Source organism: Amycolatopsis sp. NPDC059235 (assembly GCF_042754125.1).
Taxonomy (GTDB): Bacteria; Actinomycetota; Actinomycetes; order Mycobacteriales; family Pseudonocardiaceae; genus Amycolatopsis; species Amycolatopsis albidoflava.
The window spans coordinates 1-25,381 of record NZ_JBHZAG010000055.1 but is presented as its reverse complement, the minus strand read 5'-3'; the positions used below and the strand labels follow the sequence as shown (position 1 = coordinate 25,381).

Genomic DNA, 25,381 nt, shown 5'->3' with positions numbered 1-25,381 from the left:
TGCGTCACACGCACCCAATGTGGCGTTCGGTGCATCGCATGCACCCAATGCCACATTGGGGCGGTTAGGCGGTCGGGGCCGGGCGGGAGGTAGGTGTGCGGGCTGAGCGTCTGGTCGCGCTGCTCTTCACGCTGCACCGCAAACGCGCGGGCACCGTCGGGGAGCTGGCCGACGAACTCGGCGTGACCGAACGGACGATGCGGCGCGATCTCGCCGCGTTGCGCGAAGCCGGCGTGCCGCTCTGGAGTGAATCAGGGCGGCACGGCGGCATTCGGCTCGTGGACGGCTGGCGTTCGAGGCTCGACGGCCTGACCTCGCGGGAGGCCGTCGCGCTGCTGGCCCTCGACGTGCCGGACGCGCTCGCCGGGCTCGGCCTCGGCACTGCAGTGGCCGCGGCGCACGCGAAAGTGTCCGCGAGCATGCCCGCTCAGCTGCAGGAACAGGCTCGGACGGTCGCCGGGCGGTTCCATCTCGACGCCTCGGCCTGGTTCAGCTCGCCGGACGACGTCGCCGCGCTGCCTGCGGTCGCGAGGGCAGTGTGGACGCAACGGCAGCTCGACGTGCGCTATCGGCGGCGCGACAAGGTCACCAGGCGGACGCTCGATCCGCTGGGGCTCGTGTTGAAAGCCGGGGTTTGGTACCTGGTGGCGCGGGTCGGAGAAGACCTGCGGACGTATCGCGTCTCTCGGTTGGAGGCGGTCGCCGAAACCGGGGAAACCTTTGCGCGGCCGGAAGAATTCTCACTTGCTGACTGGTGGCGGGCGTCTTCGGCCGAGTTCGAGAAGATGCCGCTGCCGTTGAAGGTGACGGCTCGGCTCGACCGGTCCGCGGCGGGGGCGTTGCGACGGGTTTTCGGGCCGGAGCACGTGAACGAGGTGCTGGTGTCGCTCGGCCCGAAGGACGACGACGGGTGGGCCGAGGCCGAGTTCGCCATGGAGGGCAAGGAAGTCGCCGTCGGACAGCTGGTTTCACTCGGCCCCGGCGTCGAGGTGCTGACCCCGCCGGAGATCCGCGCCGCGGTCGCGGAATTCGGTCAGGCGCTCGCCGACCGCAACCGTCCGTGAGGGGAACCCTGAGGGAATCAGAGTCCCTCAGGGTTCCCCTCACGGACATCAGCGGTAGCCGGTGGCGTCGGCGGGTTTTCCGGGTTCCTGGACTTCGGTGATGTACCGCCACGCGTCCGGGCGGCTGCCGTCCACGTCGTCGATCTCGTAGACCTTCGCCAGCTGTCCGCTGGAAACGGTCTGGCCGGTCCAGCGGTGCCGGTCCGCGTCGGCGGCGAGTGCGACGACCGTTCGGCCGGAGAAGACCGGCGACTCCGAGATCACGAAGTGCGGCTCGCGGACCGTCGCGTCGCGCCAGTTTTCCTCGGTGACCTCGAAGATCTCCAGCATCGCCTCCGAACGCAGCCAACCCGGCGTGAACGCGATCGCCGTGCAATCGTGCGCTTTCAGCTCGGCCGCCTCGCCGACGGCCAGGACGTTGATCGCCGCCTTGGCCAGGTAGTAGGGCAGCGAAGTGCCCTCGCGGTACTTCCGGTTGTACTCGGCGGTGCCGTCGGTCAACTCGATCACGAGCCCGCCCGGACGGCGGATGACCAGCGGAAACAGATGGTGGCTGGTGATCAGGTGGGCGTCGAGGGACAGCCGCATCATCCGCAGGCTGGCGTCCAGCGAATGCTCCCAGACCGGTTTGCCCCACTCCAGGTAGCGGTCGCCGCCCCAGATGCCGTCGACCAGGATGTCGAGCCCGCCGTGCTCGGCGTCGATCCGCTGGGCGAGCGCGGCGACCTCGTCGCTCACCAGATGGTCGACCCGCAGCGCGCTTCCCTTGCCGCCGGCGGCTTCGATCCGCTCCAGAGTGTCCTCAATGGTCTCCGGACGGTCCACTTCGGACCGTCCGGAGCGCGTCGTGCGACCGGTGACGTACACGTACGCCCCGGCCCGGCCCAGCTCGATCGCGATCGCCCGGCTCGCCCCGCGCGTGCCGCCCGCCACGAGCGCGACCTTGCCCGCCAGTTCCCCGCTCATTCCGTTCGTCCCCTTTTCTCTCGGTGGACCACCAGCGTGCGCGCGAACCCTGACATCCTCTGTCCGGGTTCGCGGAATCTGTGTCCCGGCTGTGCCTTGCTGTGAAGTGCCGGTGATTGGGACTCATCTGGACTGGCAAGGCGGTTAATAGAGACATGAACGCTACGACGGCTGGGCTGGTGCTGCTGTTCGTCGTCTCGCTGGTGCCGCTGTTGCCCACCGAGGTGACGCTGCTCGGCATGGGCGTGGCCGCGGCGCAGCACGGGACGTCGCTGGCTGTCGTGATCGCGGTCGCGAGCCTCGGCTGCCTGCTGTCTGACCAGGCGTTGTACGCGCTCGGACGGTTCGGCGGGGCGCGGATGCTGACCCGGCTGGGCCGCCGGCGCAAGCTGGCCGCCGGGCTGACCTGGCTCGACGGGCGGCTGCAGCGACACCCTCGGCCGGTCTTGGTGGTCGCGCGGTGGCTGCCTTCCGGCGGGACGGTCGGCGCGCTGCTGGCCGGCTCGTTGCGGTGGCGGTTCGCCGAGTTTCTGACCGCGTCCGCGGTGGGCGTGCTGCTGTGGACCTCGTATGTCGCGTTCCTCGGCTACGCCGGTGGCCAGCTGGTTGCCGAGCCGGGAGTGAGCCTGGCGTTGTCGCTGACCATCGCGGTGCTGCTGGGCTCGGCGATCACCCTTGGGATTCGACGCCACGCAGCGCCGAGTACAGCGCCCTGATCAGCGATTCGTTCTCTGGAGCGGCCGCCGCGGGGAACGGGATGCGGCGGCGGGTGTAGCCGTACGCAATGCCGTTTCGGGGATCGGCGAACGCCTGCTGGCCGCCCGCGCCACTGTGCCCGAAGCTGCCCTGGCCCAGCTCCGGGTAACGCTCGCCGGTGGCGTGGAATCCGATGCCGAACGCCTTCTGCTCGCCCAGCACCACGTCGCGCCCGATGGAATGGATCTGCGCGAACTCGGCGATGATTTCCGGCTTGAGCAAGGGCGATTCGCCGTCCAGCGGGCTGATCGGCGCCGCGTACATCCGGGCCAGACCGCGGGCTGAGGCGACCCCGCCGAACGACGCCGGACCGAGCCGCCGGACCTCCGGCAGGTTCGGCAGTTCCCACACTTCCGGGCCGTCCGGGTGGTGCCGGTTGAACGCGATGCCCTGGAGGCTGTTCGCGGCGGGCAGCGGGAGCTGACGTTCGGGGGTCAGCACCATCGGTTGCGTGGCAACGAATCGCGGCTCAAGGTCGGCGGGCAGGCCGAGATGAAAGTCCACTGTGTACGGACCGCTGACGCGATCGGCGAAGTTTTCCTGGAGGGTGCGGCCGGTCACGCGGCGGACGACTTCGCCGCTGAGCGCGCCGATTACCAATGCGTGGTAACCGAATGCGGTGCCGGGCCGCCAGAAGGGGCGCTGCCAAGCCAAGCGTTCGGCGACGATCCGGTCGTCCGCGAGCTCCGCACGGCTGAAGCCTTCGTCGGAGCCGACCACTCCGGCTCGGTGCGCGAGGAGTTCTCGCAAGGTGACGTCTTGCTTGCCTTCGACCGCGAACTCCGGCCAGTAGTGGCTCACTCGCTGGTCCAGGTCCAGTACGCCGTCCTGGACCAGCAGCGCGACGGTCAGATGCGCCGCCCCTTTCGACGCGGAGTACGCGCCGATCAGGGAATCTCCATCGATGTCCTCGCCGGTCCAGAGGTCGACCACTTGCTCACCGCGGTGGTACGCCGCCAGTTGTGCGGATCCGTCGGCTACTGCGGCGAACTCGTCCCGCACCTGTTCGAAGCCGGGCCGCACGGTGCCCTTGATGTCTGCCATGCCGCCACGCTACACCCGTTTGTAACCAATGGTCACTAATTCTTCTCGGTAGAGTCCCCGGCTATGACTCGACCGCGGCCCGGCCGTCCCGCACAGCTCGACCGCGAGCGGATCGTCGACGCCGCGTTGTCCGCCGGGAATCTCGACACGCTGACCATGCGCGAGCTGGCCGCGCGGCTCGGCGTGACGCATGGCGCGCTCTACCGCTGGGTCGCCAATCGGGACGCGCTGTTCGACCTGGTCAGCGAGGTAGTGCTGGATCGGGTGCTTCCCGAGGAGGGGCCGCCGCGCCGGGCTTGGCGGCCGTGGCTCGCGAAGGTCGCGTGGGCGATGCACGACCAGTTTCTCGCGGTACCCGGTTACGCGAGCCGGTTGTCCCGGCCGCATCGGCACAACGCGGATTCGTTCGGCCGGCTGCACACCGAGGTGGTCGCCGCGTTCACGAATGCCGGGGTGTCGCCGGAACTGGCCGAGCAGAGCTGGTACATCTTCATCACCTGCACGGTCAGCTGGCTCGCCGTCCGGGAAAACCCGCTCGACCTCGGGCCGGACGCACCGCGGTTCGAGCTTTTCCTCGACACCCTGCTGCGGGGGCTGCCCGCCCGGGAACCCGGCTAGGTCGTGAGGGCGGCTACTTCGGCGCGCATCTCGTCGATCACGGTCGCCACCGCCGGCCGGTTCGCGGCACCGGTGCGGCACACCACTTCCACCAGCCGCGCCGCACGGATCCCCGCCAGCGGGCGGCCGACCAATCCGCTGCCGCGCCGAGTGTCCATTGTGTACCGAGGCATCAGCGCGATCCCGTGTCCGGCCGCGACCAGCCGTTCGGTGATGCGGAAATCGTTGATGCGCTGGACGATCTGCGGCCGCACGCCGGTGCGCACGGTCAGCGAGCGGAGGACGTCGTCGACCGGGAAGCCGTGGTCTACCGAGATCCAGCGTTCGTCCGCGAGATCGGCCAGGCCGACGCGGCGGTTGCGGGCGAGGCGGTGGCCGACCGGGAGGGCGACGTCCAGCGGTTCGCGCAGCAGCGGGACCACGTCGAGGCGTTCGGTGTCGAACTCGGCCGCGTGCTCGTCGCGGTGGGCGACGACGACGTCGTAGTCCGCGACCAGGCCGGGCACCTGCGGAGGGACCATGTCGACGTCGCGGACGTCGACCTCGAGGTTCTCGTGCTGGCCGATGCGGCGCAGCAGGCCGGGCAGCAGCATCAGGCCCGCGGACTGGAAGATCGCGATCCGCACGCGGCCGCGCGGGGCGCTGCGGTAGGTGTCCAGCTCCGCTTCGGCCCGGTCCAGCGCGGCCAGCACGTCGTCGGCGCGGGCGACGAGCGCGCGGCCGGCGTCGGTGAGCCGAAGCCCGCGACCGGCCGGTTCGGTGAGCGCGATGCCGACCTCCGCCTGCAACGCGCGCAACTGCTGCGAGATCGCCGACGGCGTGCAGTGCAACGCCTGAGCGGCGGCGGTGACGCTGCCCCGATCGGCGAATTCGCGCAGCGTCCGGAGCCTGCCCAAGTCCATCCGCGCAGTGTATGTGAAGCAACGCTACACAGTCAGTGCAGTTATTCTCGCTGGTGCTTCAAAGTTTGCCTAGGCACAGTAAGAAGCATGGCCATCCGGGACCGTCTGCTCGCTGTGTTCGTCGCCGTCCTGTGGGGCCTCAACTTCATTGCGATCCACGCCACACTCGGCCAATTCCCGCCGATGTTCGCGGGCGCGCTGCGGTTCCTGCTGATCGCCATCCCGACGGTTTTCCTCGTGCCGTGGCCGCGGGTGAAGCTGCGCTACCTCCTCGGCTACGGGCTCGGGTTCGGCACCGGGCAGTTCGCGTTCCTGTTCGTCGCGATGCACCTGGGCATGCCGACCGGGCTGGCGTCGCTGGTGCTGCAGGCGTCGGCGCCGTTCACCGTGCTGCTGGGCGCGGTGCTGCTGCGGGAACGCGTCTCCGGACGGCAACTGGCCGGGATCCTGCTCGCGGTGGCGGGCATGACCGCGATCGCGTGGCAGCAGTCCGCCCACGCCGCGCTGGTGCCGGTGGTGCTGACCTTGCTGGCCGCGCTGAGCTGGGCGATCGGCAACCTGAGCATGCGCCGCGCCGAGCCGGACAACCCGCTGCACCTGACGCTGTGGATGTCGGTGGTGCCGCCGCTGCCGATGCTGGCGCTGTCGAGCATCTTCGAGGGCCCCGGCGCCGCGTGGCATTCGCTGGCGACGCTCGGCACCAAAACGGGTCTGATCGGCGTCGCGGGGCTGGCGTACGTGGTCATCTTCGGGACGGTCATCGGGTCCGGCATCTGGACCACCCTGATGCGCCGCAACCCGGCGGGCGTGGTCGCGCCGTTCTCGCTGCTGGTGCCGGTGGTGGGGTTGACGGCGTCGTTCTTCATCCTCGGCGAGGTGCCGACAGTGCTGACGCTGGTCGCCGCGGCGGTGGTGATCGGCGGGGTGCTGCTGGGGTCGTTGCGGCGGAAGCCCGCTGTTACGCCGGAGGAATTGCTGCCAGTGTGAGGGTTATCCGGTGGGACGCTGCCGCAGCAACTCGGGTACCCGGTCGTAGGTCTTCAGCTCACCGGCCAGCTCCGGGACCAGATAGCCGAGCACGCGCAGAATCGTCTCGTGGTCCTTCCACAGATGCCGGTGGTGAATCGGCTCGTGGTGCATGATCCGGTTGCGAAACAGCAGAACGGTGCGTAAATCGGTGTGCAGATCGCGCCGTTTGCCGCGGTAGAAGGCGAACGCGCGATGCAGGTGCGGGACCCACAGCGTCCGGTCGTAGGCGCTGCTGAGGGTCGACACCCAGAATCCGAGAGACAGGTTGGCCACGAGATCGTCGGGGGTCTGCCGCCGTTCGCGGACGGTCAGCTTGCGCCGGGCCTCGGCCAGTTTGCGCACGCCGTCGGACCGCAGCGGGGCGACCCGCCACCAGTCTTCCCGGTCGAACGCCGTCGCCAAGGTGCGGTGCAAACCGTTGCGCAGCGCCAGTTCCAGGCAATGCAGCGCGGGGTAGAAGGCGGCGGAAACCTCGATGTTCCACCAGTACAACGCACAAGCCCGGGCGAGATCGCCGTCTGCCTTCGCGAGATACGGCGCGAACCTCGGGGTCGACAAGCCGTCCCGGATCCACCCCGGCTCCTCCGGCATCAGCCGCCCCTCCTCTTCATCCCCTCTCGGTCGAGGGGGGATGTGCTAGTATGGCCTAGTACGCCCCGGGTCGCCTCTGCTTTCAGCATGCCGCCCGGGGCATCGCTTATTTCCGGGCCAGTGAACAGAAACCCCCAGCGAGTCCGAAGACTCACCGGGGGAATCCCAGGGCCGAAAACGTCAGGCCACCGCGTCGTTCTTCTCCGACGACGAGGACGAAGACGAGGCCGACTCCGCCGCGTGGCGGGCCATGCGCTTCTTCAGCACCAGCGTCACCACCACGCCGATCACCAGCGCCGCGCCCAGGCCTGCCCACTGGAAGCCCTTCAGCCACTTGTCGGCGACCACGCCCAGGTAGTAGATGAGCGCCGTCGTTCCGCCCGCCCACACGATGCCGCCGAGGGCGTTCGCGATCAGGAAGCGCGGGTAGTGCATGTTGAGCGACCCGGCGAGCGGGCCGGCCAGGATGCGCAGCACCGCGACGAACCGGCCGAAGAACACCGCCCACATGCCGCGTTTGTGGAACATCCGTTCGGCGCTCGCGATGTGATCGGGGCCGAAATGCTTGGGGAACTTCCGGCCCGCCCACGCGAACAGCCGTTTGCCGCCCTTGCGGCCGATCAGGTATCCGATGCTGTCGCCGATGATCGCGCCCGCGGTGGCCAGCGCGCCGATCCACACCGGGTTCAGCCCGCTGTGCGACGACGCCAGCAGCGCCGCGCTCACCAGCACGATCTCCCCCGGCAGCGGGATGCCCAGGCTTTCGACCATCACCACCAAGCCCACCAACAGGTAGACCGAGAGCGGAGGGATCGCCTCCAGCACGTGGTCGATGTTCACTGCCAACCCCCTTGTGATTCGTGCCTGGTCTCCGCAGGGTACCCAGCTCGCGGCGATCCTCGCGTCCACCTGGAGTCGGGGGTGGGGTCCGTCTTACGGCAGGGGTTTTTCAGGGTTTTTCCGACATAACACGCAAAGCGCGCGATTCGAAGTACTCCCGTTCCGGCAGGCTCAACGTGCGTTGGGCGGCGCGTGCGTAACAGTCGTGGGCGCCTTGCGGGTCGCCGAACAGTTCCAGGAGATGCGCGCGGACGACGTCAGCGCGGTAGTGGTCCACGTCGGCGGCGTCCAGTTCGTTCAGCGCGAGCGCCGGGCCTTCGACGCGGGCGAGCGCGACCAGGCGGTTGAGGGTGACCATCGGGCCGGGGGCGATCTGCTGGAGAAGGTCGTACAGCAGCAGGATCTGCGGCCAATCGGTCGCGTCAGCGGTCGGTGCTTCGTCGTGCACGGCGGCGATCGCGGCCTGCAGCTGGTAGGGGCCGACCGGGGTGGTGGCCAGCGCGTGTTCGATGAGCGCGCTGCCTTCGGCGATCGCGGACGCGTCCCAGCGCGAGCGGTCTTGTTCGGCCAGCGGCACGGGGATTCCGTCCGGACCGGTGCGGGCGGGCCGGCGGGCGTCGGTGAGCAGCATGAGGGCGAGCAGTCCGGCGACCTCGCCGTCGGCAGGCCGCAGTGCGTGCAGTTGCCGGGTGAGCCGGATCGCCTCGGCGGTCAGCTCGACGCGGTTCACCGCGCTGCCGGAGCTGGCGGTGTGGCCTTCGGTGAACACCAGGTACAGCACCTGCAAGACCGCGGCGACGCGTTCCGGCAGCTCGTCCTGCGGCGGCAACGCGAACTCCGCCCCGCGCAGTTTGTGTTTCGCCCGGCTGATCCGCTGGCCGATAGTCGGCTCCGGGACGAGATACGCCCGCGCGATCTCCGCAGTGGTGAGGCCGCCGACGGCCCGCAAAGTGAGAGCCACTTGCGACGGCCGGGTCAGGGCCGGATGGCAGCAGAGCAACAGCAGGGTGAGGGTGTCGTCCTGCTGCGGCACGAGTTCGAAGGACGGCGGTTCCATCGCCGCCACCGTCTCCTCACGACGGATGCGCGCGGCTTCGGTGCGCCACATCTCGATCCGCCGCCGCGAGGCCGTCGTGATGAGCCAGGCCTTCGGGTTGTCCGGAACACCGTCCTTCGGCCATTGCACGGCGGCGGCGAGCAGGGCCTCTTGCACGGCGTCCTCGCATTTGCCGAAATCGCCGTAGCGGCGCACGAGCGCGGTCAGCACCTGGGGGATGAGATCCCGCAGGAGGCTGTCGATCACAGCTCGAAGTCGACGTCGCCGGTCAGGCCCATCACCGGCCGCACCTCGATCGTCGCGAACGGGGCCTCCGGGATCCGCGCGGCTATCTCCAGCGCGCGGGCCTCCGAAGCGCATTCCAGCAGGTAGAAGCCGGCGAGCTGTTCCTTGATCTCGGCGAACGGGCCGTCGGTGGTGCTGACGCCGTCGGCGCGCACGTGGACCTGCTTCGTCAGGTCCGGCGCGGCCAGCCGCTCGGACACGATCCGCTCGCCTTCCAGCTCCTCGTGGAACCGCTGGTAGGCGCGCAGGCCCTCGGCCTTCTGCTCGTCGGTCATCCCCGCCCAAGCCGCGCGCGACGCCGGGTTGCCGTAGATCAGGACCAGATACTTCATCCGAAGCCTCCTCGAAAAAGTCTTCTACCCCTGATGTCGAAGCCGCGCGGACAGCTTCGACGTCCCGGACGAACGCACCGCCTGAGGAGAAGGAGACCACAAAATGTCCGAGAACGAGATCCGCGACCTGCTGGCCGAGCACACCGCCGCGACGCACGCGAAGGACCCGCAGCGGCTCGTCTCCTGCTACGCCGACAAGGCGGTCCGGTTCGACCTCGCCCCGCCGCTGCGCACGACCGGCGCTTCCGCGGACTACGTCACGCAGTGGTTCAGCACCTTCGACGGTCCGATTTCCCGCACCCACCACGACGAGGAGATCACCGTGTCCGGCGATCTGGCGGTGGTGACGGCGCTGACCAAACTGACCGCGACCCCGCGCGGCGCGAGCGAATCGTTCACCCTCTGGTTCCGCAGCACGTTTGCCTTGCGGCGGCTCGAAAACGGCTGGCTGATCTCGCACGAGCACAGCTCGACGCCGTTCCACATGGACGGTTCGTTCCGCGCCGCCGTCGATCTCCAGCCCTGAAAAGCCGTGAAGGGCTCCTTGCGGGAATCTGATTCCTGCAAGGAGCCCTTCACGGACAGTCGGAGGATCTCGGCGGCCGGGAGTTCAGGCGTCGGGGTCGTCGCGGCAGGTACAGATCGGGTAGGCGGACACGATTTTTCGGAGCCGGTAAAGGAGCGCAAGGTTCAAGATCCGTTCCTGCTCGTCGCCGACGGTGCCGAGCGAGCCGAGGATGCGCGCGACGATCAGCGGGCTAGGCGTGCGCCGCCCCTGCTCCCACTCGGGGATAGCCCCTGGAGAGACGCCGATCCGCCGGGCAAGCTCGCGGACGCCCCACTTTCTTGCCTCCCGGGCTTCGCGGAGCGCGCTGCCCGCCATCTTCGGCAACAGATTCGGCTGGCGCTCCGGGTCGTTCGTGCACACTCGTCGTGTCCTGCTCTTCGGTCCTGTCGGCGATGATCTCGCCAGTATCGGGATCGGTGACGATCTCGGCGCCGTCGTACTGGATCCAATGGCCCACGCTCACCACGCCCGTTTCGGACTGCGCAGTCCTTCGCGGAAGCACGTCCGGCAGTCGTAGCGATGGTCGCGGTCCGGCCCCAGTTCCTCGGACAGTTCATCGGCGAATGCCATCCGTTGCGGCAACTGCAAGCCGGACGTGCACTTCGGCCAGAACACTTCCGCCCCAGGAGTGAACAGCTTCCGTTCGAACTGATGGTTCCAGCCGTCACACGTCCACCTGTGCACCGAATAAATCACCGTAGCCACCTCGCCGCAGGGCAGCTCGCCCGTGATCCGCATCGCTTCCACATCCCACCTCGCCAACTGGTATTGACGTCTTATCCACTAACCGTCGCACATCGCTCGCAACTGGTCAAGACAAGTGGACCAGTGGCAGAATGGGTGCATGGTGGATCGCACTAGCGGAGTTCCCGCGTTTCGGCAGGTGGCGGCCGACCTTCGCGAGAAGATCGCAGCCGGTCAGTACGCGCCAGGCGATCAGCTGCCGAGCGAACGCGAATTGGTGGATGTCTACAGCGTGTCCCGTCCGACAGTGCGCGACGCGGTGGACGTGTTGCGGCGTGAGGGTCTCGTGATCGCCGAACATGGTCGCGGCGTGTTCGTGCGGCCGCCCGCCAGCATTCAGCGCATCGCCCGGTCTCGTCTGTCGAAAGAGGCGCGGGCGAAGAACCGCGGCGCATTTCTCGCTGACGCCGCAGCACGCGGCTTCGCACCATCGTCGTCAGTCACGGTTCGGTTCGAACGGGCCGACGCACGTGCGGCCAAGCATCTTGCGATCGATGAAGGCGCTGAAGTAACCGTGCGAGACCGGGTAATGCGCGCTGACGGGCTCGTCGTCCAGCTCGCGGTGTCGCGCCTTCCACGCGAGCTGACGCGCGACACCGCGATCGAGCAGGTGGATACGGGCAGCGGCGGTACGTACGCCCGACTGGAAGATGCGGGGCACGAACTCGCGTCGTTCGTGGAACATGTCGGGGCTCGGATGCCCAACCCTGTCGAGGCATCGCAGCTTCAACTCGCCGACGGCGTCCCGGTTGTGACCGTCACGCGCGTGGCCCACGGCACGGACGGGAGGCCGCTGGAGATGAACGACATGGTCCTTGCCGCAGACCGCTACGAGCTGTCGTACGAGTGGCCTGCCGATTGACTGTCCACACGGAACTGACCGCGTCGATACGACACCGGTAAGCCCGGGACGCGCGAAGGCCCCCACCTGTAAAAGGTGGGGGCCTTCACGGACGACTCAGAGGATCTCGGCGGCCGAACCGACGTCCGGCGGGCCGAGGTCGGGGTTCAGCGCCCCGGCGTCGACCAGTTCCACCTCGACCTTGTGCGGCTGGATCCGCCCGTCGCGGATGTCCTCCGCGTAGTGGCACGCCACCCGGTGCCCGGCGCCGATCTCGCGCAGCTGCGGGCGATCGGTGTTGCACAGGCTTTCCTGCTTCCACGGACACCGCGTGTGGAAGCGGCAGCCCGACGGCGGATTGGCCGGCGACGGCAGGTCGCCGGCGAGCAGGATCTGCTCCCGGCTGTCCTCCACCACCGGGTCCGGCACCGGAATCGCCGACAGCAACGCGCGCGTGTACGGGTGCAGCGGGTTCTGGTACAGCTCCTCCGACGTCGTCTCCTCGACCAGCGCGCCGAGGTACATCACGCCGATCCGGTCGGAGATGTGCCGGACCACCGCGAGGTCGTGCGCGATCACCACGTAGGTGAGACCGAGCTCTTCCTGCAGATCCTCCAGCAGGTTCACCACCTGCGCCTGCACCGAAACGTCCAGTGCGGACACCGGTTCGTCGGCGACGATCAGGTCCGGCTCCACCGACAGCGCCCGCGCGATGCCGATGCGCTGGCGCTGGCCGCCGGAGAACTCGTGCGGGTACTTCCGCAGCGCGGTCTCCGGCAGGCCGACCGCGCTCAGCAGCTCGCGCAGCCGCTTCGCGGTGGATTCCTTGTCCTTGTCGAGCCCGTGCGCGCGCATGCCCTCGACGAGGATCGACTCGACCGACTGGCGCGGGTCCAGGCTCGACATCGGGTCCTGGAACACCATCTGCATCCGCCGCCGCGCCTTGCGCAGCTGCTCGCCCTTGAGCTGGGCGACGTCGGTGCCGTCGAACACGACCTTGCCGTCGGTCGGCTCGTTGAGCCGCAGGATCGCGCGGCCCAGCGTCGACTTGCCGCAGCCGGATTCGCCGACCAGGCCGTAGGTTTCGCCGCGGCGGATCGACAGGTCGACCCCGTCCACCGCGAACACGTGGCCCACCGTGCGGTCCACGACGATGCCGCGCTTGATCGGGAAGTGCACCTTGAGGCCGGTGACCTCGAGCAGCACCTCGTCGGTGTTCGCCACCGTCATCGGGTTCCTCCTCCTGCCGCCACGGCGGGTTGCACCGGGTTGTGGCAGCGCAGCAAGCCGTTCCGGTCGGGAACCAGCTCCGGCGAATCTTCCAGGCAGGCCGCGACCGCGTTCGGGCAGCGCGGCGCGAACGCGCACCCGCCGTCCCACGGGATGTTGTCGGCGACCGAACCGCGGATCGGCACCAGCTTCTCGCCGCGGCCTTCGTCGAGCCGCGGGATCGAGGCCAGCAGGCCGTGCGTGTACGGATGCCGCGGCTGCGCGAACAGCGAATGCCGTTCCTGGCGCTCCACGATCCGGCCGCCGTAGAGCACGTTGACCTCGTCGCAGAGCCCGGCGACGACGCCGAGGTCGTGCGTGATCATCACCAGCGCGGTTCCGGTGTCCTGCACCAGTTCCCGCAGCAGAGCGAGGATCTGCGCCTGGATCGTCACGTCGAGCGCGGTGGTCGGCTCGTCCGCGATGAGCAGCCGCGGACGGCACGCCAGCGCGATCGCGATCAGCGCGCGCTGGCGCATCCCGCCGGAAAGCTGGTGCGGGTACTCGGAAAGCCGTCGCGTCGGGTCGGGAATGCCGACCTTGTCGAGCAGTTCCGCCGCTTCGATCCGCGCCTTCTTGCGCGGCATGTCGCGGTGGCGCTCCAGCACCTCGGTGATCTGCAGCCCGATCGGGATGACCGGGTTCAGCGAGGACAGCGGGTCCTGGAACACCATGCCGAGGTCGCGGCCGCGCCGGTCGCGCATTTCGCGGTCGGACAGGGTCAGCAGGTCGGTGCCTTCGAAGCGCACCGAACCGCTGACGGTGTTGCCGCGCTTGGCGAGCAGCCGCATGATCGCGAGCGAGGTCACCGACTTGCCGCAGCCGGACTCGCCGACCAGACCGACCGTCTGGCCGGGTTCGACGTCGAAACTCACGCCGTCGACCGCGGTGAACGGGCTTTCGCCGCGGCGCTGGAACACGACCTTCAGGTCGCGGACTTCGAGAAGTGCCACGGGGTCACCGCCGGTTCTTCGGGTCGAGGGCTTCGCGGAGGGACTCGCCGAGCAGGGTGAACCCGAGCGCCACGATGATGATCGCGATCGCCGGGTAGTAGGCCAGCTCGGGCCGGATGTCGAGGAAGTGCTGGGAAGCGTTGCCCAGCATCAGTCCCCACTCCGCGCGGGTCGGGTCCGGGTCGCCGAGACCGAGGAACGACAGCGCCGCGGCCTCCAGGATCGCGGTCGCCAGGGTCAGCGTCGCCTGCACGATCACCGGGCCGAGCGAGTTCGGCAGCATGTGCCGGAACACGATCGTCGTCCGCTTCACGCCGAGCGACGTCGCCGCCAGCACGTGGTCCGCCTCGCGCTGGGCGAGCATCGAACCGCGCAGCAGCCGGGCGAAAATCGGCACGCCGATGATCGACACCGCGATGATCACCGTCCACTGGCTCGGCTTCGCGAACAGCGCCGCGATCGAGATCGCCAGCAGCAGCGAGGGAAACGCCAGCAGCACGTCGACGATGCGCATGAGGACGGTGTCCACCCAGCCGCCGAACGCGCCCGCGAGCCCGCCGATGAGCGCGCCGAGCAGCACGCCGATCACCGTGGCGAGCACGCCGACCAGCAGCGTCTGCTGTGCGCCGATCAGCAGCCGGGACAGGAAGTCGCGGCCGAAGTCGTCGACGCCGAGCGGGAATCCGGGCTGTGCGCCCGGAATGATGCCGCGGCCGAGGACGACCTGGTCCTGCAGATACCGGACCTGCGGGTCCTTCGGCGCGAGCAGCGGCGCGAAAATCGCCAGCAGCAGGAACAGCAGGGTGATCACGCCGCCGACGATCGCCACCGGGCTGCGCAGCATCCGGCGCAGCGCCTCGGCGCCGAGACTGCGCCCGCCCGCCGACGCGGCGGCGAGCTTGTCGATCGGCTCTTTCTTCTTGTTCAGCAGAGTGTTCACCGCACACGCACCCTCGGGTCGATGAGCCCGTAGGAAATATCCACGAGCATGTTCACGAGCACGTAGACCAGTGCCCCGAGAAGCAGCAGCGCCTGCAGCCGCGGGTAGTCCCGCTTGTCGATCCCTTCCGCCAGAAGGAATCCGAGGCCGCGGAAGTTGAACACTCGCTCGGTCAGCACGGCGCCGCCGAGCAGCGCGCCGGTCTGCAGGCCGATCGTGGTGATCACCGGCAGCAAGGCATTGCGCAGCACGTGCCGCTGGCGGACCACGGGCTGGGTGAGGCCCTTGGAGTTCGCGGTGCGGATGAAGTCCTCGTTGAACACGTCGAGCACCGACGCGCGGGTGATCCGGGTGATCACCGCGAGCGGAATCGTCGCGAGCGCGAGAGCGGGAAGAATGAGGTGCTTGATCGCGTCCCAGACCGCGTCCCATTCGCCGGTCATCATTCCGTCGAGAATGGCGAAATGCGTGACGACGGTGGCGTCGATGCCGGGAGCCTGCCTGCCTTGCGACGGCAAGCCGAGCGGCGTGGAAAGCAGGTCCTGCATCATGTAGCCGAGGAAGAAGATCGGCACCGCGACGCCGACCAGGGTCAGCACGATGATGACGTTGTCGACGACCTGGCCGCGGAACCGGGCGGCGAGATAGCCGAACGAAATGCCGGCCACCACGGCGATGATCATCGCCGAGATGCCCAGTTCAATGGTGGCGGGAAGGAAGGTGCCGATCTCCGACATAACCGGCCGGGCCGACACGAGCGAATTGCCGAAATCGCCGGTGATCGCGCGGCCGAGGAATTTGAAGTACTGCACGAAAATCGGCTGGTCGAGGCCGAGCACGTGGTTGAGGTTCGCCAGTTTTTCCGGCGTCGCCTTGTCCCCGAGCAGAGCGGACGCGGGCCCGCCGGGGAGTGAGCGCAACCAGGCGAACACCAGGATGGACAGGATGAGGAGCGTCGGGATCGCTTGTAGCAGCCGACGCACGAGAAAACGGAGCACGAGTAGTCCTTTGTGTACAGCCCGGGAACGAGGCCAAGGGCAGGCGCGGTAGCACCTGCCCTTGGCCTGGCTGCTCAGTGGAGCACGTCAGCCGATCGTGACGGTGTCGAAGCGTTCGTCGGTGAGCGGGCTGGCCACCACGCCCTTGATCTTCGGGCCGACCACGATCGCCGGCGTCGGGTAGGCGATCGGGATGGCGGGCAGGTATTCCATGATCTTCTTGTTGGCGTCCTGGTACGCCTTGGTGTGCGCGTCGCCGGCGGGCGCGGCGTCCGCGTCGGCGAGCGCCTTGAAGATGCCCTGGTTGTTCTGGTCGGTGAGGCCGAACTCCGGCTTCGGGCGACCGAAGAAGGTGCCGACGAAGTTGCCCGCGTCGTTGTAGTCACCGGTCCAGCCGAGCAGGTGGATGTCCTGCTTGCTGTTCTGCTGCACGTCGTCCTTGTACCCGCCGTTCCACGACTCCGCGACCGGCTGCACGTTGATGCCGATGGCCTTCAGGTCCTCGGAGATCGCGGTGTAGGTGTCGGCCGGGTTCGGCATGTAGGGCCGGGTGACCTCGGTCGGGTAGTAGAACTTGAGGGTCAGGCCCTCGGCGCCGGCTTCCTTCAGGAGCTGCTTGGCGCGTTCCTTGTCGTACGGGTACTTGGTCACGTCGTCGGTGTAGCCGGAGATCGCCTTCGGCACGAACTCGGTCGCGACCTCGGAACCCTCGGCCAGCTTGGAGCGCACGAACTGCTCGCGGTTGATGCCGTAGGCCAGCGCCTGGCGGACCTTGGGGTTCGCCAGCTTCGCGCCGTTGGGGCCGCCCTGGTTGATGCCGAGGTAGAGCACGTTGAACGACGGGCGGATCAGCACCTGCTCGCCGTCGTTGCGCAGCAGTCCGTAGTCGGCGGGGGCCGGGAAGTCGTACCCGTTGATGTCGCCCGCCTTGAGCGCCTGCTTGCGGGCGTTCTCGTCCGGGATCACCTTGAACACGAGCTTGTCCAGCTTCGCCGGCTGCGGCATCGTGCTGGTGTCGTTGCGCACCAAGGTGATCTGGCCGTTGCCCTGGTCCCAGCCCTCGAACTTGAAGGGGCCGGTGCCGGTCGGGTGCTTGTAGCCGTACTCCGGATACGTGATCGACGTGCCGGAGCCGGTGACCTTGTCCGCGTTGTACTTCTGCAGCGCGGTGGGGCTCTGGATCGCGAACGACGGCAGCGTGAACGCGGCCGGGAAGGCGCCCTTCGCGCGGGTCAGGTTCAGGACCGCGGTGTGGTCGTCCTTCGCCTCGCAGCTCTTGTAGACCGGCTGGCCCTTGGTGGTGCCCTCGTTGTTCGCGAAGCCCTCGAAGACGTCGCCGTAGTAGATCATCTGGCTCTGGGCGGTGGCGCCCTTCATGTTGTACCAGCGATCGAAGTTGAAGCAGACGGCCTTCGCGTCGAACGCGGTGCCGTCGCTGAACTTCACGCCCTGCTTGAGGTCGAACGTCCAGGTCTTGCCGTCGTTGCTCGGCGTCCACTTCGTGGCGAGCGACGGGGCCAGGTCAGCGGTGCCCGGCTTGTTCTGGATCAGCGTGTCCAGCATCTGCCGGGTGATCCGGAACGTCTCGCCCTCGTCGTTGAAGATCGGGTCGAACATCTTCGGGTTGCCGGTGTTGCCGAAGACCATGGTGCCCCCGGAACCACCGCCTCCGGACTCGTCGCGCTTCGATTCCGCGCACGCGGACAGCGAGACCGCGAGCGCGCCCGCGAGTCCGATCAGAGCTGCCCGGCGTGTTCGGGTCAGCCGCAATTGCTGCATCTGGCACCCCTTGGGAATGTTCGGTGTATCGAAATTCACCGTCGGCGGTCAGTTCGGGAAGACCAGTGCGATCGGTGTGTTCGGTGACACTAGCGGGAACTCGGCCCCCGCTTAAGCACGTGAGGTTACGATCGCGCTACGTAAGCCCCAAATTGACCGCAACGTGTCGGCAATTGTGCGCTCTGCGTAGCGAAAACCGCCGGTTTGGTACGTTGAGTGGCGGTTTGCTCACCCGTTTGGCCTAGCGGAGCGGGTTGTCCGTTCCGGGTGCCGTGGATGTTCCGGAACTCGTGAGACGGGCCTTCGGAGTTGCCCGCGAAGGACATCGGAACAGCCCGAATGTACTCGAGTTTCCAGCGCTCGCGCATTCCGCGCAATAGCCGTTTTCGCTGGCCGCAAACCGATGTCGAGCAGGCATTCCGGTTGTTCAGACCAGCTGGTCCGCCGCCTCGCGAGTGCCGTCGACGGCGAACCAGCCGCGTTCGAACAACTGCCAGCGCCGCAGCTCGCCGCGGGCCGCCTCGCCGTCCCGGGCGACCGCCCTGGACAACCGTTCAGCCTCGGTCCCGCCCTCGATCCAGCACAGCCACGACAACCTCGACCGCAGTGCCCGGCGTCCACTCGAGACGCCTTCCAGCACCAGCACCTCGGGCACTTCGACGCGCACCAGCTCGCCGGGCCGCGGCGTGCCGGAGGTCCAGTCCACTCGGCGGTACTCGCCGGGCCTGCCTTGCGCCAGCGGCGTCAGCACGCCGTCTTCCAGCTGCGGCCACCACGCGACGGGATCGTCCCAAGTGGCGAAGGCATCCGTGCTGACCAGCGCGGCACGCGGCCCGAGAGCGTCGACCGTCTCGGCGGCGAGAGTGGATTTCCCGGCCCCGGACGGACCGTCGATGGCGAGCACCCGGACGCCGCCGAGCCGGGCCGGAGCGGCGAACAGTGCGGAGATCAGAGAACGCGTGCCGGGCTCGCTTCGGGCAGGCCGTCCACATTGTCGGGTGCGGACGTGCGCTTCTCCAGCTCCGCGATGCGCGCTTCGAGCTCGCGCTGGGTGTCTTCGAGTTCGCAGCGCAGCAACGCGGTCTCCTCGACCGCGGTCCGCACCTCTTCCTCCAGGTGCCCGACCTCGGTCGACAGCTGCAGCGCGACCAGCGCCAGCACCACGCCGGCCAGGAAAAACACGAAGTTCGACGGGGTGGCGACCCCGGTGAGATGCGCCAGGAACTCCGCGACCGGCGGGACCACCGCGAGCACCACTACGCCGAGCGCCACCACGAGCCAGATGCCGGCGTACTTCTCGCGCAGCTTGCGCCGCCGCATCATCTCGACGACGACGAGCAGCACCAGCGCCGCGATGACGATGCTCAGTACCTGCCAGCCTGCCATGGAGCCTCCCTACGCCGTGACGGACGAGTCGACGGACGGACGACGGCGCACGAGCGCGAGCAGCAGGGCGAGCCCCGCGCGGCCCAGGTACACCGCGGACTTCACCGGCGAATGGCTCGGTTTGCCGCCCGCTCGTTCGCGCATGACCACCGGGGTCTCCCGGATGGACAGTTTCGCCCGGATCGCCATCACCAGCGCCTCGACCGTGTCGCCGAGGTACTCGGCCGGGTAGTAGCCGGCGAACAGGCGGATCGCGCGCGGCCCCATCGCCTTGAACCCGGAGGTGACGTCGGTGAGCTTGCTGCCGGACAGCTTGCTGAACACCAGCGACAGCACGACCATCGCGTACTTGCGCGGCCCGACCGCGCGGTAGGCGCCCTTGCCGGCGAACCGGGAGCCGATCGCGATGTCGGCGCCCTCGTCGAGGAGCCGCAACAAGGCGCCGACCTCGTCCGGGTCGTGCTGGCCGTCGGCGTCGACCTGGACGACGGCGTCGTAGCCGCGTGCGGCGGCGTAACGGAAACCGGTGCGCATCGCGCCGCCCACGCCGAGGTTCACCGACAGCCGGGCCACCCGGACGCCGCAGGCGCGGGCGAGTTCGGCGGTGCGGTCGGTCGAACCGTCGTCGACCACCAGCACGTCCGCACCCGGCAGCGACTGCTTGACCTGGGCGAGCACCGAAGCGACACTGTCTTGCTCATTGAGCGCGGGCATCACGATGAGCACGCGTCGAGTGCTCACGGATGTGCTGGACACGGCAGCCACTTTAACCGCTCACTGACCGTTCGCTGTGGTAGGGCCGGTCACGCCGGACTGTCCGGCGATTTCGTAGATCGTCGCGCCCTCGTTGTGGAACACCACGCGGAACTGCGGGCCGGGCTGGACCCGCGCCACGCCGACGGACTGGATCGCGTTTTCCGTGGCCATTCCCTTGCCCTGGATCAGATAGCGCACCCGCAGGTCGGTGAGGTCCGCGCGGACCCGCGGGTACTTGTCGATGTCGTTGACCCACGCGCTCAGGTACCCGGCCTTGGTGTTCGCCTCGGCGCCGTAGAAGGTCCACTCGACCGGCTGGACTCCGGCCAGTGCGTACATCCACACGGAACCGTCGGACCGGTTGTTCATCACCCGCTCGCCCGGCACGGTGTGCTGGCCCAGCCAGGCGAAGGCGGCTTCCTCCGCCTTGGACACGGTCGGCCCGTCCCGGTAGGTAACGGCCAGCCGGCTCGCGTTGCGGCCGACGTAGCCGCCCTTGCTCAGGCCGCCGCACACCACCAGCAACAGGACGACCCCGACCATGCCGAGCACGGCCGGCTTGAGGTTGACCCGCGGCTGCACCTTCCGCGTGAACCAGGCGGCGCCGGTGTGCGCGAACTCTCCGAACGCGACCGCACCCGCCAACGGCACCAGCGCGGCGATCCGCCAGTGGTCGTTGTAGAAGAGGCTGGTCATCTTCTGCATGATCGGCGAGTTGATGGACACCGTCAGCATGAAGAGGCCGCCGAACACGACGTACGCGGCGACCAGCCACAGCATCCGCCGGTGCCGCACCAGCAAAACGAGCCCGACGAACGCGGGCACGCCGATCCACCACTGCGGGAAGTCCGACATCGGCGAGAACGTGATCGTCTGGCCCAAGCCGCCGGCGAGCGTGGTCTCCGGCGCCCAGTACGCGCTCGTGACCCCGCCGGCGTTGTACAACGAGGGCAGCACCAGCGGCACGCCGAGCACGATCGCCAGCCCGCCGGTCGCGATCAGCGACGGCAGACTGCGCCGCCATTCGATCTTCTCGAAACGGCAGAGAACGGCGACAAGAATAAGCAGGAAATAAACAACGACCACGAACACGACGCTGGTGTGCAGACCGCACAACCCGGCCACGCCGACACCGATCGCGACCGGACCGGCGATGCCGTTCGGCTTCAGCAAATAGCGGCCGAGCGCCAGCATCGCCGGAATCAACGCGACGCCGGCGACGTAGGGCCACAACGGACCGCGCCACAACGAGTCGTACGGGAAGGCGCTGAACCACGTGCTGACCGCGGCGGCCGCGGCGGTGCCGAGCGCGGGCATGCCCCAGACCCGGCACAGCGCGGCGACCCCGAACGGCACGGTGAAAATCACCGCCAGCGCGGCCAGGTTCAGCGTGGGCATCATGGTCAGCCCGCCCTTGCCGAAGACCAGCGCGAGCAAGGCGTGATACGTGTCCGGGTAGAAGTAATTGCCCTGGTTCGGCAGGTTGGCGATAGTGCCCACGGTGGACGGCCGGGCGTCGCCGTGTTCGGCGATCCAGCGGACCAGGTTGCCGTGGAAGGGCGCGTCGAAGCCCTGCTGGACGGTGTTGATCCCGCCGGAGCCGCGCAAAAAAGTGACCGCGCCCACGCCCAGTGCGACGACGACGCCCGCCGCCATCACGAGGTGGTCGCGCAGCGGCAGCTTCGCCAGCTCCTCGCCCGCCCAGTCCGGGTGCCTGCGGGCACGCAGCCGCTGCGCCCCGAACGCCAGCCCGAAGCCGACGACGGCGAGCACCAGCGTCCACAGCACGACGTTGAGCAGCGACCAGCGGATGCCGAGGCCGCCCAGCACCGGGACGCCGAGCGCGATGATCCCGAACGTCAGCAGCGGCGCCGCCGCGCCGAGCGTCCACCCGCGCAACCGGATGGCCGCTCCGAAGACGAGCCCAGGCACCCAGAATGCAAGCAGCACCAGAAGAACGTTCATCGAATTCGAATCCAACCCTGATTGGCTTTCGCCATCCGACGCACGCCGGGAATCGGCGGCTCGGAACTCACACTACTGCGACGCTAAGAACACGCTTCACCGGTGTCAGAGGTTGCTTCCGCGGCCGAATTTGTGAGTACGAATACCAGCACGACGACGAGCCCGGCCATCGGCGCGACGGCGAGCGAAACGACGGCGCGCAGCACGGTGTCGCCCGGAATGGCCAGCAGCAACGCCGCCGCGGTGACCGCGACCACTGCCCAGGTGATCAACACGCGGTTGGCCTGGGCGCGCGCCACCAGCACGGCGGTGAGCAACTGCATCGGCACCAGCAACACCGACGACCACACGAGCCCGGCGACCGCCCAGCCGTCCACCTGGTAGGCGGCTCCGTAGACGAGTTCGACCGCCCACGGCCCGATCAGCATGCCGACCAGCGCGCCGAGCGCGGCCAGCGCGAGCGCGGCGAAAGTGCCCAGCAGCAAGACTCGGCGCAGCCGGCCCCGGCCGTCCGCGGTGGCCGAGAGCCGCACCACGAACGGCACGGCGAGCGACTGCACCGGCGCGACCAGCGTCAGCGGCAGCCGGGCGATGACCAGCGCGGCGAACACCGCGCCGAGCCGGTCCCGGTCGCCGCCGGGAGCGAGCAGTCCGACCAGCGCGGGATACCCGGTGATGACCGTCGCGGTAAGGGCCGCGCCGAGCAGCAGCATGAGCATCCGGCGGCTGGTGACCGCCCAGCCGTCGCCGTCCGCGCGGACGTCCAGCAGCCGCCACGCCTTGCGGATGAACAGCAGCCAGGCGAACGATCCGGCCGCGACCGCCAGCGCCAGCGGCACCAGCCGGTACGCGGTGGCGATCACCAGCAGGCCCAGCACCAGCGCGCGGACCGCGGGTTCGGCGACGATCAACCCGGCGAAGTGCTTGACCTGGTGCTGGCCGATCAGCAGGCCGCGCACGCCGAACTGGCAGGCGAACGCGATCCCGCCGGCCACCACCACCAGCGCGAGTTCCCAGGTGCCGTGGAACAGCCGGTCGTTGATCGGCGGGATGAGCAGCGCCAGCCCGAACGCCCCCGCGGCCGCCGCCGAGACAACCACGGCGCGCAGCGCCCCGCGGCCGGCGACGCCACCGGTCAGCGCCGCCGTCGCGGACTGCCGGGAGAGCTCCTGCTCAAGCGGGGACAACGCGCTGCCGAGGCCCATCAGCAGGCCCCAGAACGTGAGGAAGGTGGCGTACTGGTCCGGCGGGAGCAGCCGCGCACAGGCGACGGTGAGGACGTAGCCGAGGATGATCGCCGCGATCAGCGAACCGCCGAGTTTGCCCGCGGTGCGATGGGTGTCCCGGACGACCCCGTTGGCCGCCGCGCCGGTGTCCGCCACGCTCATCGGCGCCGCAGCCGGGCGCGCAAGGCGAGGAACAAACCGCGGAACACGCCCGAACCGAACCCGGCCGCGAACACCGGCAGCAAGGTGCCCACCGCACGCGCCTCGGCGGTGCTGGCCCCGCACTTCTTGACCGCGGCCGCGGCCGCCGCGGACCCGGCGATCCCGAGCGCGGCAGTCGTTTTCGGCTTCTTCACGGCCAGCCCGGCTCCGACCGCGCCGACCGCGAGCGCGCCGAACAGCGCGGTGCGCGCCGGGCCGGGCGAACCGAGGTAGGAATCCACGTAGGTGGTGCCGCGGAAGAACGACTGCGCCCAGAACTTCTTGAGCGAATCGCGGCCGTGGTAGGTCCCGGAGAACTGCGGGGCGAGGTGAATGCGCGCGCGTTCGGCGATCCAGCGCAGCATGCGGGTGTCGTCGCTGGCCAGCCGGACGTCGTCGAACAGCGATTCGAAAGCGGCGGCGGAGCCCTCGAGCAGATCGCGGCGGGCGCAGAAAAATCCGGTGCCCTTCGGGTACAGGTCGAATTCCTCGATGCCGAACGACGTCAGCTTCGGATCCGCGAAGTACTTGCGCCACGAGAACGCGACCAGCCCGGCCATGAAACCGGCGTACGGATTGTGCTCGGAGGCGACGTTGATGTGGCCGTTCCAGGCCGTGCGTTCGGGGTGGCCGGTCAGCTGGTCGCGCAGAAACCCGAGGCTGCCGGTGTCCACGATCACGCGACTGTCCAGCAGCAGCAGCCATTCGCCGGACGCCTTCGCCATTCCGGCCCGGCGGGCCTCGAACCGGCCGCTGTTGGGCTGGCTCAGCACGGTGATGCCGTGCTGGTCGCGCAGCCGGGCGAGCCGGGCGGGCGTGCCGTCGGTGCTCCCGTCGTCCACGACAAGGATTTCCACCGGCCACCGCGCCGCCTGGGCCGAGGCGATCAACGCGCCGACGCTGCGGTCGATCCAGTCTTGTTCGTTGTAGACCGGAATCACGACGCTGAGCGATGGGAGGGGCGGATTCGCACTCACCCCGGCGAGGCTACCCTGTACCGGGCGGGGCGGAGCGCACAGCGTCCTGGCCCGCGGCGTTGACCTGCTGTTCACCCGGCTGTCGCCGGCCCGGAGATTGGGTAATCCACGGTGATTTCGTTCGTTGTCGGCACCACCGCGGAACTGATCAAAATCGCGCCGGTGTTCCATCGCGTCGCCGAGCGCGGAGCGAAACCGGAGATCTGGTTCACCGCACAGCACGTGGACGAGGTCGCGGACGTGCTCTCGGATTTGAAGCTGCCGGAACCCGCGCTGTGGTTCGTGCCGCGTTCGCAGGCGCACAATCTCGAGTCCCCGGCGCAAGTACCGGGCTGGGCGGCGCAGGTCATGCGCACCGCGTGGAGCCGCCGCGCCGAACTGCGCGCGCGGTTGTCGTCGGACGGCCGCCCGCCGCTGGTGCTGGTGCACGGCGACACGTTCACGACGCCGTACGGCGCGTTGATCGGCAAGAAGATCCTGAAGGCACGCGTCGGCCACATCGAGGCGGGCACGCGGTCGGGCAGCATCCTGTCGCCGCTGCCGGAGGAAATGAACCGCAAAATCGCCGGGAAGCTAGTCGACATCCACTTCTCGCCGAGCGAGCGCGAAGTGCAGAACCTGCGCAACGCCCGCGGCGTCGTGGTGAACACCGAAGCGAACACGGCGATCGACTCGATGCGCCAGGTCGTCGACCAGCCGCTGGATGTACCGGGCTTGCCGGAGAAATTCGGCTTGGCGACGCTGCACCGGTTCGAGTTGGTTTCCCGCGCGGACAAGTACCGCGAGGTCTTGGAAATCCTGCGCGCGCAGAGCCGCAAGATGCCGATCCTGTACATGGCAGGCGCGCCAGAACGGGAAAAGATCCGCGCACTGGGCTTGGACAATCTGTTCGACGACAAGTTCATCGCCCAGCCGAAGATGCGGTACCTGAAGTTCCTGCCACTGGTCGCACGAGCCGAGTACGTCGTCACGGACTCCGGTGGCTTGCAGGAGGAATGCGGCTACCTGGGCCTGCCGTGCGCCGTCCACCGAGCCCGCACCGAACGCCACGTAGGGATCGGCGAAAACGTAATCCTGACCGAAATGCGCGGCGACCGACTGCAGGAATTCCTGGACACGTACCAAAATCGCCGCGGCGAATCCTGGATGGACAAGTACCACCCGTCCGACATCGTAGTGAACTCACTCGCACAACTGGGCTACTGCTAACCCAGCCACCACTAACCAACCCAGCCACAACGCGGGATCGCGTCGGCGTGGGGGGGGGCGGGCGGGGCAGGCCCCCCCCCCGCGG

General features: G+C 68.6%; 27 protein-coding genes. 7 read left to right on the top strand and 20 right to left on the bottom strand.

Annotated features, from left to right (window positions below; genetic code table 11):
- Window positions 1-95 precede the first annotated feature (95 nt).
- Entirely contained in the window at window positions 96-1,064 is a 969-nt protein-coding gene (locus ACFXI3_RS29900; protein ID WP_378403974.1) for a helix-turn-helix transcriptional regulator, read from the top strand.
- Between the two features lie 48 nt (window positions 1,065-1,112).
- Here ACFXI3_RS29900 and ACFXI3_RS29895 read toward each other — a convergent pair whose 3' ends face one another.
- Window positions 1,113-2,030: an SDR family oxidoreductase gene (locus ACFXI3_RS29895; protein ID WP_344265894.1), complete on the bottom strand. Its 918-nt coding sequence runs from the start codon at window positions 2,028-2,030 to the stop codon at window positions 1,113-1,115.
- Between the two features lie 155 nt (window positions 2,031-2,185).
- On the opposite strand from ACFXI3_RS29895, the gene ACFXI3_RS29890 reads away from it, so the two are divergent.
- Window positions 2,186-2,746: a DedA family protein gene (locus tag ACFXI3_RS29890; protein ID WP_344265897.1), complete on the top strand. Its 561-nt coding sequence runs from the start codon at window positions 2,186-2,188 to the stop codon at window positions 2,744-2,746.
- Here ACFXI3_RS29890 and ACFXI3_RS29885 read toward each other — a convergent pair.
- Window positions 2,700-3,830: a serine hydrolase domain-containing protein gene (locus ACFXI3_RS29885; protein WP_378403972.1), complete on the bottom strand. Its 1,131-nt coding sequence runs from the start codon at window positions 3,828-3,830 to the stop codon at window positions 2,700-2,702. The genes ACFXI3_RS29890 and ACFXI3_RS29885 overlap by 47 nt on opposite strands.
- A gap of 63 nt (window positions 3,831-3,893) precedes the next feature.
- Here ACFXI3_RS29885 and ACFXI3_RS29880 point away from each other — a divergent pair, with 63 nt between their 5' ends.
- Window positions 3,894-4,448 carry a TetR/AcrR family transcriptional regulator gene (locus ACFXI3_RS29880; protein ID WP_378403970.1) on the top strand — a complete coding sequence of 185 codons (555 nt, stop codon included), beginning with the start codon at window positions 3,894-3,896 and terminating at the stop codon, window positions 4,446-4,448.
- Here ACFXI3_RS29880 and ACFXI3_RS29875 read toward each other — a convergent pair.
- Complete coding sequence (locus ACFXI3_RS29875) at window positions 4,445-5,350, bottom strand: LysR family transcriptional regulator (RefSeq protein WP_378403968.1); 906 nt, start codon at window positions 5,348-5,350, stop codon at window positions 4,445-4,447. The genes ACFXI3_RS29880 and ACFXI3_RS29875 overlap by 4 nt on opposite strands.
- An 87-nt stretch (window positions 5,351-5,437) precedes the next feature.
- Here ACFXI3_RS29875 and ACFXI3_RS29870 point away from each other — a divergent pair, with 87 nt between their 5' ends.
- A complete protein-coding gene (locus tag ACFXI3_RS29870; RefSeq protein WP_378403966.1) occupies window positions 5,438-6,337 on the top strand; it encodes an EamA family transporter in 900 nt (299 codons plus the stop codon).
- Between the two features lie 3 nt (window positions 6,338-6,340).
- Here the strand turns inward: ACFXI3_RS29870 and ACFXI3_RS29865 are convergent, their stop codons facing one another.
- The 4 genes from ACFXI3_RS29865 to ACFXI3_RS29850 form a co-directional block, all read right to left on the bottom strand.
- The gene (locus tag ACFXI3_RS29865; RefSeq protein ID WP_378403964.1) at window positions 6,341-6,970 is read right to left on the bottom strand and encodes a hypothetical protein; all 630 of its coding nucleotides are present in this window, start codon (window positions 6,968-6,970) and stop codon (window positions 6,341-6,343) included.
- A gap of 180 nt (window positions 6,971-7,150) precedes the next feature.
- Window positions 7,151-7,810: a DedA family protein gene (locus ACFXI3_RS29860; protein ID WP_378403962.1), complete on the bottom strand. Its 660-nt coding sequence runs from the start codon at window positions 7,808-7,810 to the stop codon at window positions 7,151-7,153.
- Between the two features lie 109 nt (window positions 7,811-7,919).
- Window positions 7,920-9,113 (bottom strand): RNA polymerase sigma factor, encoded by a 1,194-nt coding sequence (locus tag ACFXI3_RS29855; protein WP_378403960.1) that lies wholly within the window; start codon window positions 9,111-9,113, stop codon window positions 7,920-7,922.
- Window positions 9,110-9,484 carry a YciI family protein gene (locus ACFXI3_RS29850; protein WP_378403958.1) on the bottom strand — a complete coding sequence of 125 codons (375 nt, stop codon included), beginning with the start codon at window positions 9,482-9,484 and terminating at the stop codon, window positions 9,110-9,112. The genes ACFXI3_RS29855 and ACFXI3_RS29850 overlap by 4 nt, the downstream gene beginning before the upstream one ends.
- A 103-nt stretch (window positions 9,485-9,587) precedes the next feature.
- Between ACFXI3_RS29850 and ACFXI3_RS29845 the strand changes: the two genes are divergently transcribed.
- Complete coding sequence (locus tag ACFXI3_RS29845) at window positions 9,588-10,010, top strand: YybH family protein (RefSeq protein ID WP_378403956.1); 423 nt, start codon at window positions 9,588-9,590, stop codon at window positions 10,008-10,010.
- Between the two features lie 84 nt (window positions 10,011-10,094).
- Here ACFXI3_RS29845 and ACFXI3_RS29840 read toward each other — a convergent pair whose 3' ends face one another.
- Both ACFXI3_RS29840 and ACFXI3_RS29835 read right to left on the bottom strand, forming a co-directional pair.
- Window positions 10,095-10,412, bottom strand: a complete 318-nt coding sequence (locus ACFXI3_RS29840; protein ID WP_378403954.1) for a multiprotein-bridging factor 1 family protein — start codon at window positions 10,410-10,412, stop codon at window positions 10,095-10,097.
- A gap of 99 nt (window positions 10,413-10,511) precedes the next feature.
- Window positions 10,512-10,790 carry a hypothetical protein gene (locus tag ACFXI3_RS29835; RefSeq protein ID WP_378403952.1) on the bottom strand — a complete coding sequence of 93 codons (279 nt, stop codon included), beginning with the start codon at window positions 10,788-10,790 and terminating at the stop codon, window positions 10,512-10,514.
- Window positions 10,791-10,896: 106 nt separating this feature from the next.
- Between ACFXI3_RS29835 and ACFXI3_RS29830 the strand changes: the two genes are divergently transcribed.
- A complete protein-coding gene (locus ACFXI3_RS29830) occupies window positions 10,897-11,658 on the top strand; it encodes a GntR family transcriptional regulator (protein ID WP_378403950.1) in 762 nt (253 codons plus the stop codon).
- Between the two features lie 96 nt (window positions 11,659-11,754).
- On the opposite strand, the gene ACFXI3_RS29825 is transcribed toward ACFXI3_RS29830, so the two are convergent.
- The 11 genes from ACFXI3_RS29825 to ACFXI3_RS29775 form a co-directional block, all read right to left on the bottom strand.
- Complete coding sequence (locus tag ACFXI3_RS29825) at window positions 11,755-12,867, bottom strand: ABC transporter ATP-binding protein (RefSeq protein WP_378403948.1); 1,113 nt, start codon at window positions 12,865-12,867, stop codon at window positions 11,755-11,757.
- Window positions 12,864-13,859, bottom strand: a complete 996-nt coding sequence (locus tag ACFXI3_RS29820; protein ID WP_344265929.1) for an ABC transporter ATP-binding protein — start codon at window positions 13,857-13,859, stop codon at window positions 12,864-12,866. The genes ACFXI3_RS29825 and ACFXI3_RS29820 overlap by 4 nt, the downstream gene beginning before the upstream one ends.
- A 4-nt stretch (window positions 13,860-13,863) precedes the next feature.
- Window positions 13,864-14,799, bottom strand: a complete 936-nt coding sequence (locus tag ACFXI3_RS29815; protein WP_344265932.1) for an ABC transporter permease — start codon at window positions 14,797-14,799, stop codon at window positions 13,864-13,866.
- Window positions 14,796-15,797: an ABC transporter permease gene (locus ACFXI3_RS29810; protein WP_344265935.1), complete on the bottom strand. Its 1,002-nt coding sequence runs from the start codon at window positions 15,795-15,797 to the stop codon at window positions 14,796-14,798. Before ACFXI3_RS29810 ends, ACFXI3_RS29815 begins: the two co-directional genes overlap by 4 nt.
- A gap of 87 nt (window positions 15,798-15,884) precedes the next feature.
- Window positions 15,885-17,576, bottom strand: a complete 1,692-nt coding sequence (locus tag ACFXI3_RS29805; protein WP_378403945.1) for an ABC transporter substrate-binding protein — start codon at window positions 17,574-17,576, stop codon at window positions 15,885-15,887.
- Between the two features lie 427 nt (window positions 17,577-18,003).
- Window positions 18,004-18,480, bottom strand: coding sequence for a uridine kinase (locus ACFXI3_RS29800; RefSeq protein WP_378403943.1), 477 nt, complete (start codon window positions 18,478-18,480; stop codon window positions 18,004-18,006).
- A 44-nt stretch (window positions 18,481-18,524) separates the two neighbouring features.
- The gene (locus tag ACFXI3_RS29795) at window positions 18,525-18,962 is read right to left on the bottom strand and encodes a DUF2304 domain-containing protein (protein ID WP_344265943.1); all 438 of its coding nucleotides are present in this window, start codon (window positions 18,960-18,962) and stop codon (window positions 18,525-18,527) included.
- 9 nt (window positions 18,963-18,971) lie between these two features.
- On the bottom strand, window positions 18,972-19,676 hold the full coding sequence (locus ACFXI3_RS29790) for a glycosyltransferase family 2 protein (protein WP_377926893.1): 705 nt from the start codon (window positions 19,674-19,676) through the stop codon (window positions 18,972-18,974).
- A gap of 60 nt (window positions 19,677-19,736) precedes the next feature.
- Window positions 19,737-21,683, bottom strand: coding sequence for a DUF6541 family protein (locus ACFXI3_RS29785; RefSeq protein ID WP_378403941.1), 1,947 nt, complete (start codon window positions 21,681-21,683; stop codon window positions 19,737-19,739).
- An 83-nt stretch (window positions 21,684-21,766) separates the two neighbouring features.
- The gene (locus tag ACFXI3_RS29780; RefSeq protein WP_344265952.1) at window positions 21,767-23,071 is read right to left on the bottom strand and encodes a hypothetical protein; all 1,305 of its coding nucleotides are present in this window, start codon (window positions 23,069-23,071) and stop codon (window positions 21,767-21,769) included.
- Window positions 23,068-24,087, bottom strand: coding sequence for a glycosyltransferase family 2 protein (locus ACFXI3_RS29775; protein ID WP_378403939.1), 1,020 nt, complete (start codon window positions 24,085-24,087; stop codon window positions 23,068-23,070). The genes ACFXI3_RS29780 and ACFXI3_RS29775 overlap by 4 nt, the downstream gene beginning before the upstream one ends.
- Before the next feature lie 111 nt (window positions 24,088-24,198).
- Here ACFXI3_RS29775 and ACFXI3_RS29770 point away from each other — a divergent pair, with 111 nt between their 5' ends.
- Window positions 24,199-25,296: a UDP-N-acetylglucosamine 2-epimerase gene (locus tag ACFXI3_RS29770; RefSeq protein WP_378403937.1), complete on the top strand. Its 1,098-nt coding sequence runs from the start codon at window positions 24,199-24,201 to the stop codon at window positions 25,294-25,296.
- Window positions 25,297-25,381: the final 85 nt, after the last annotated feature.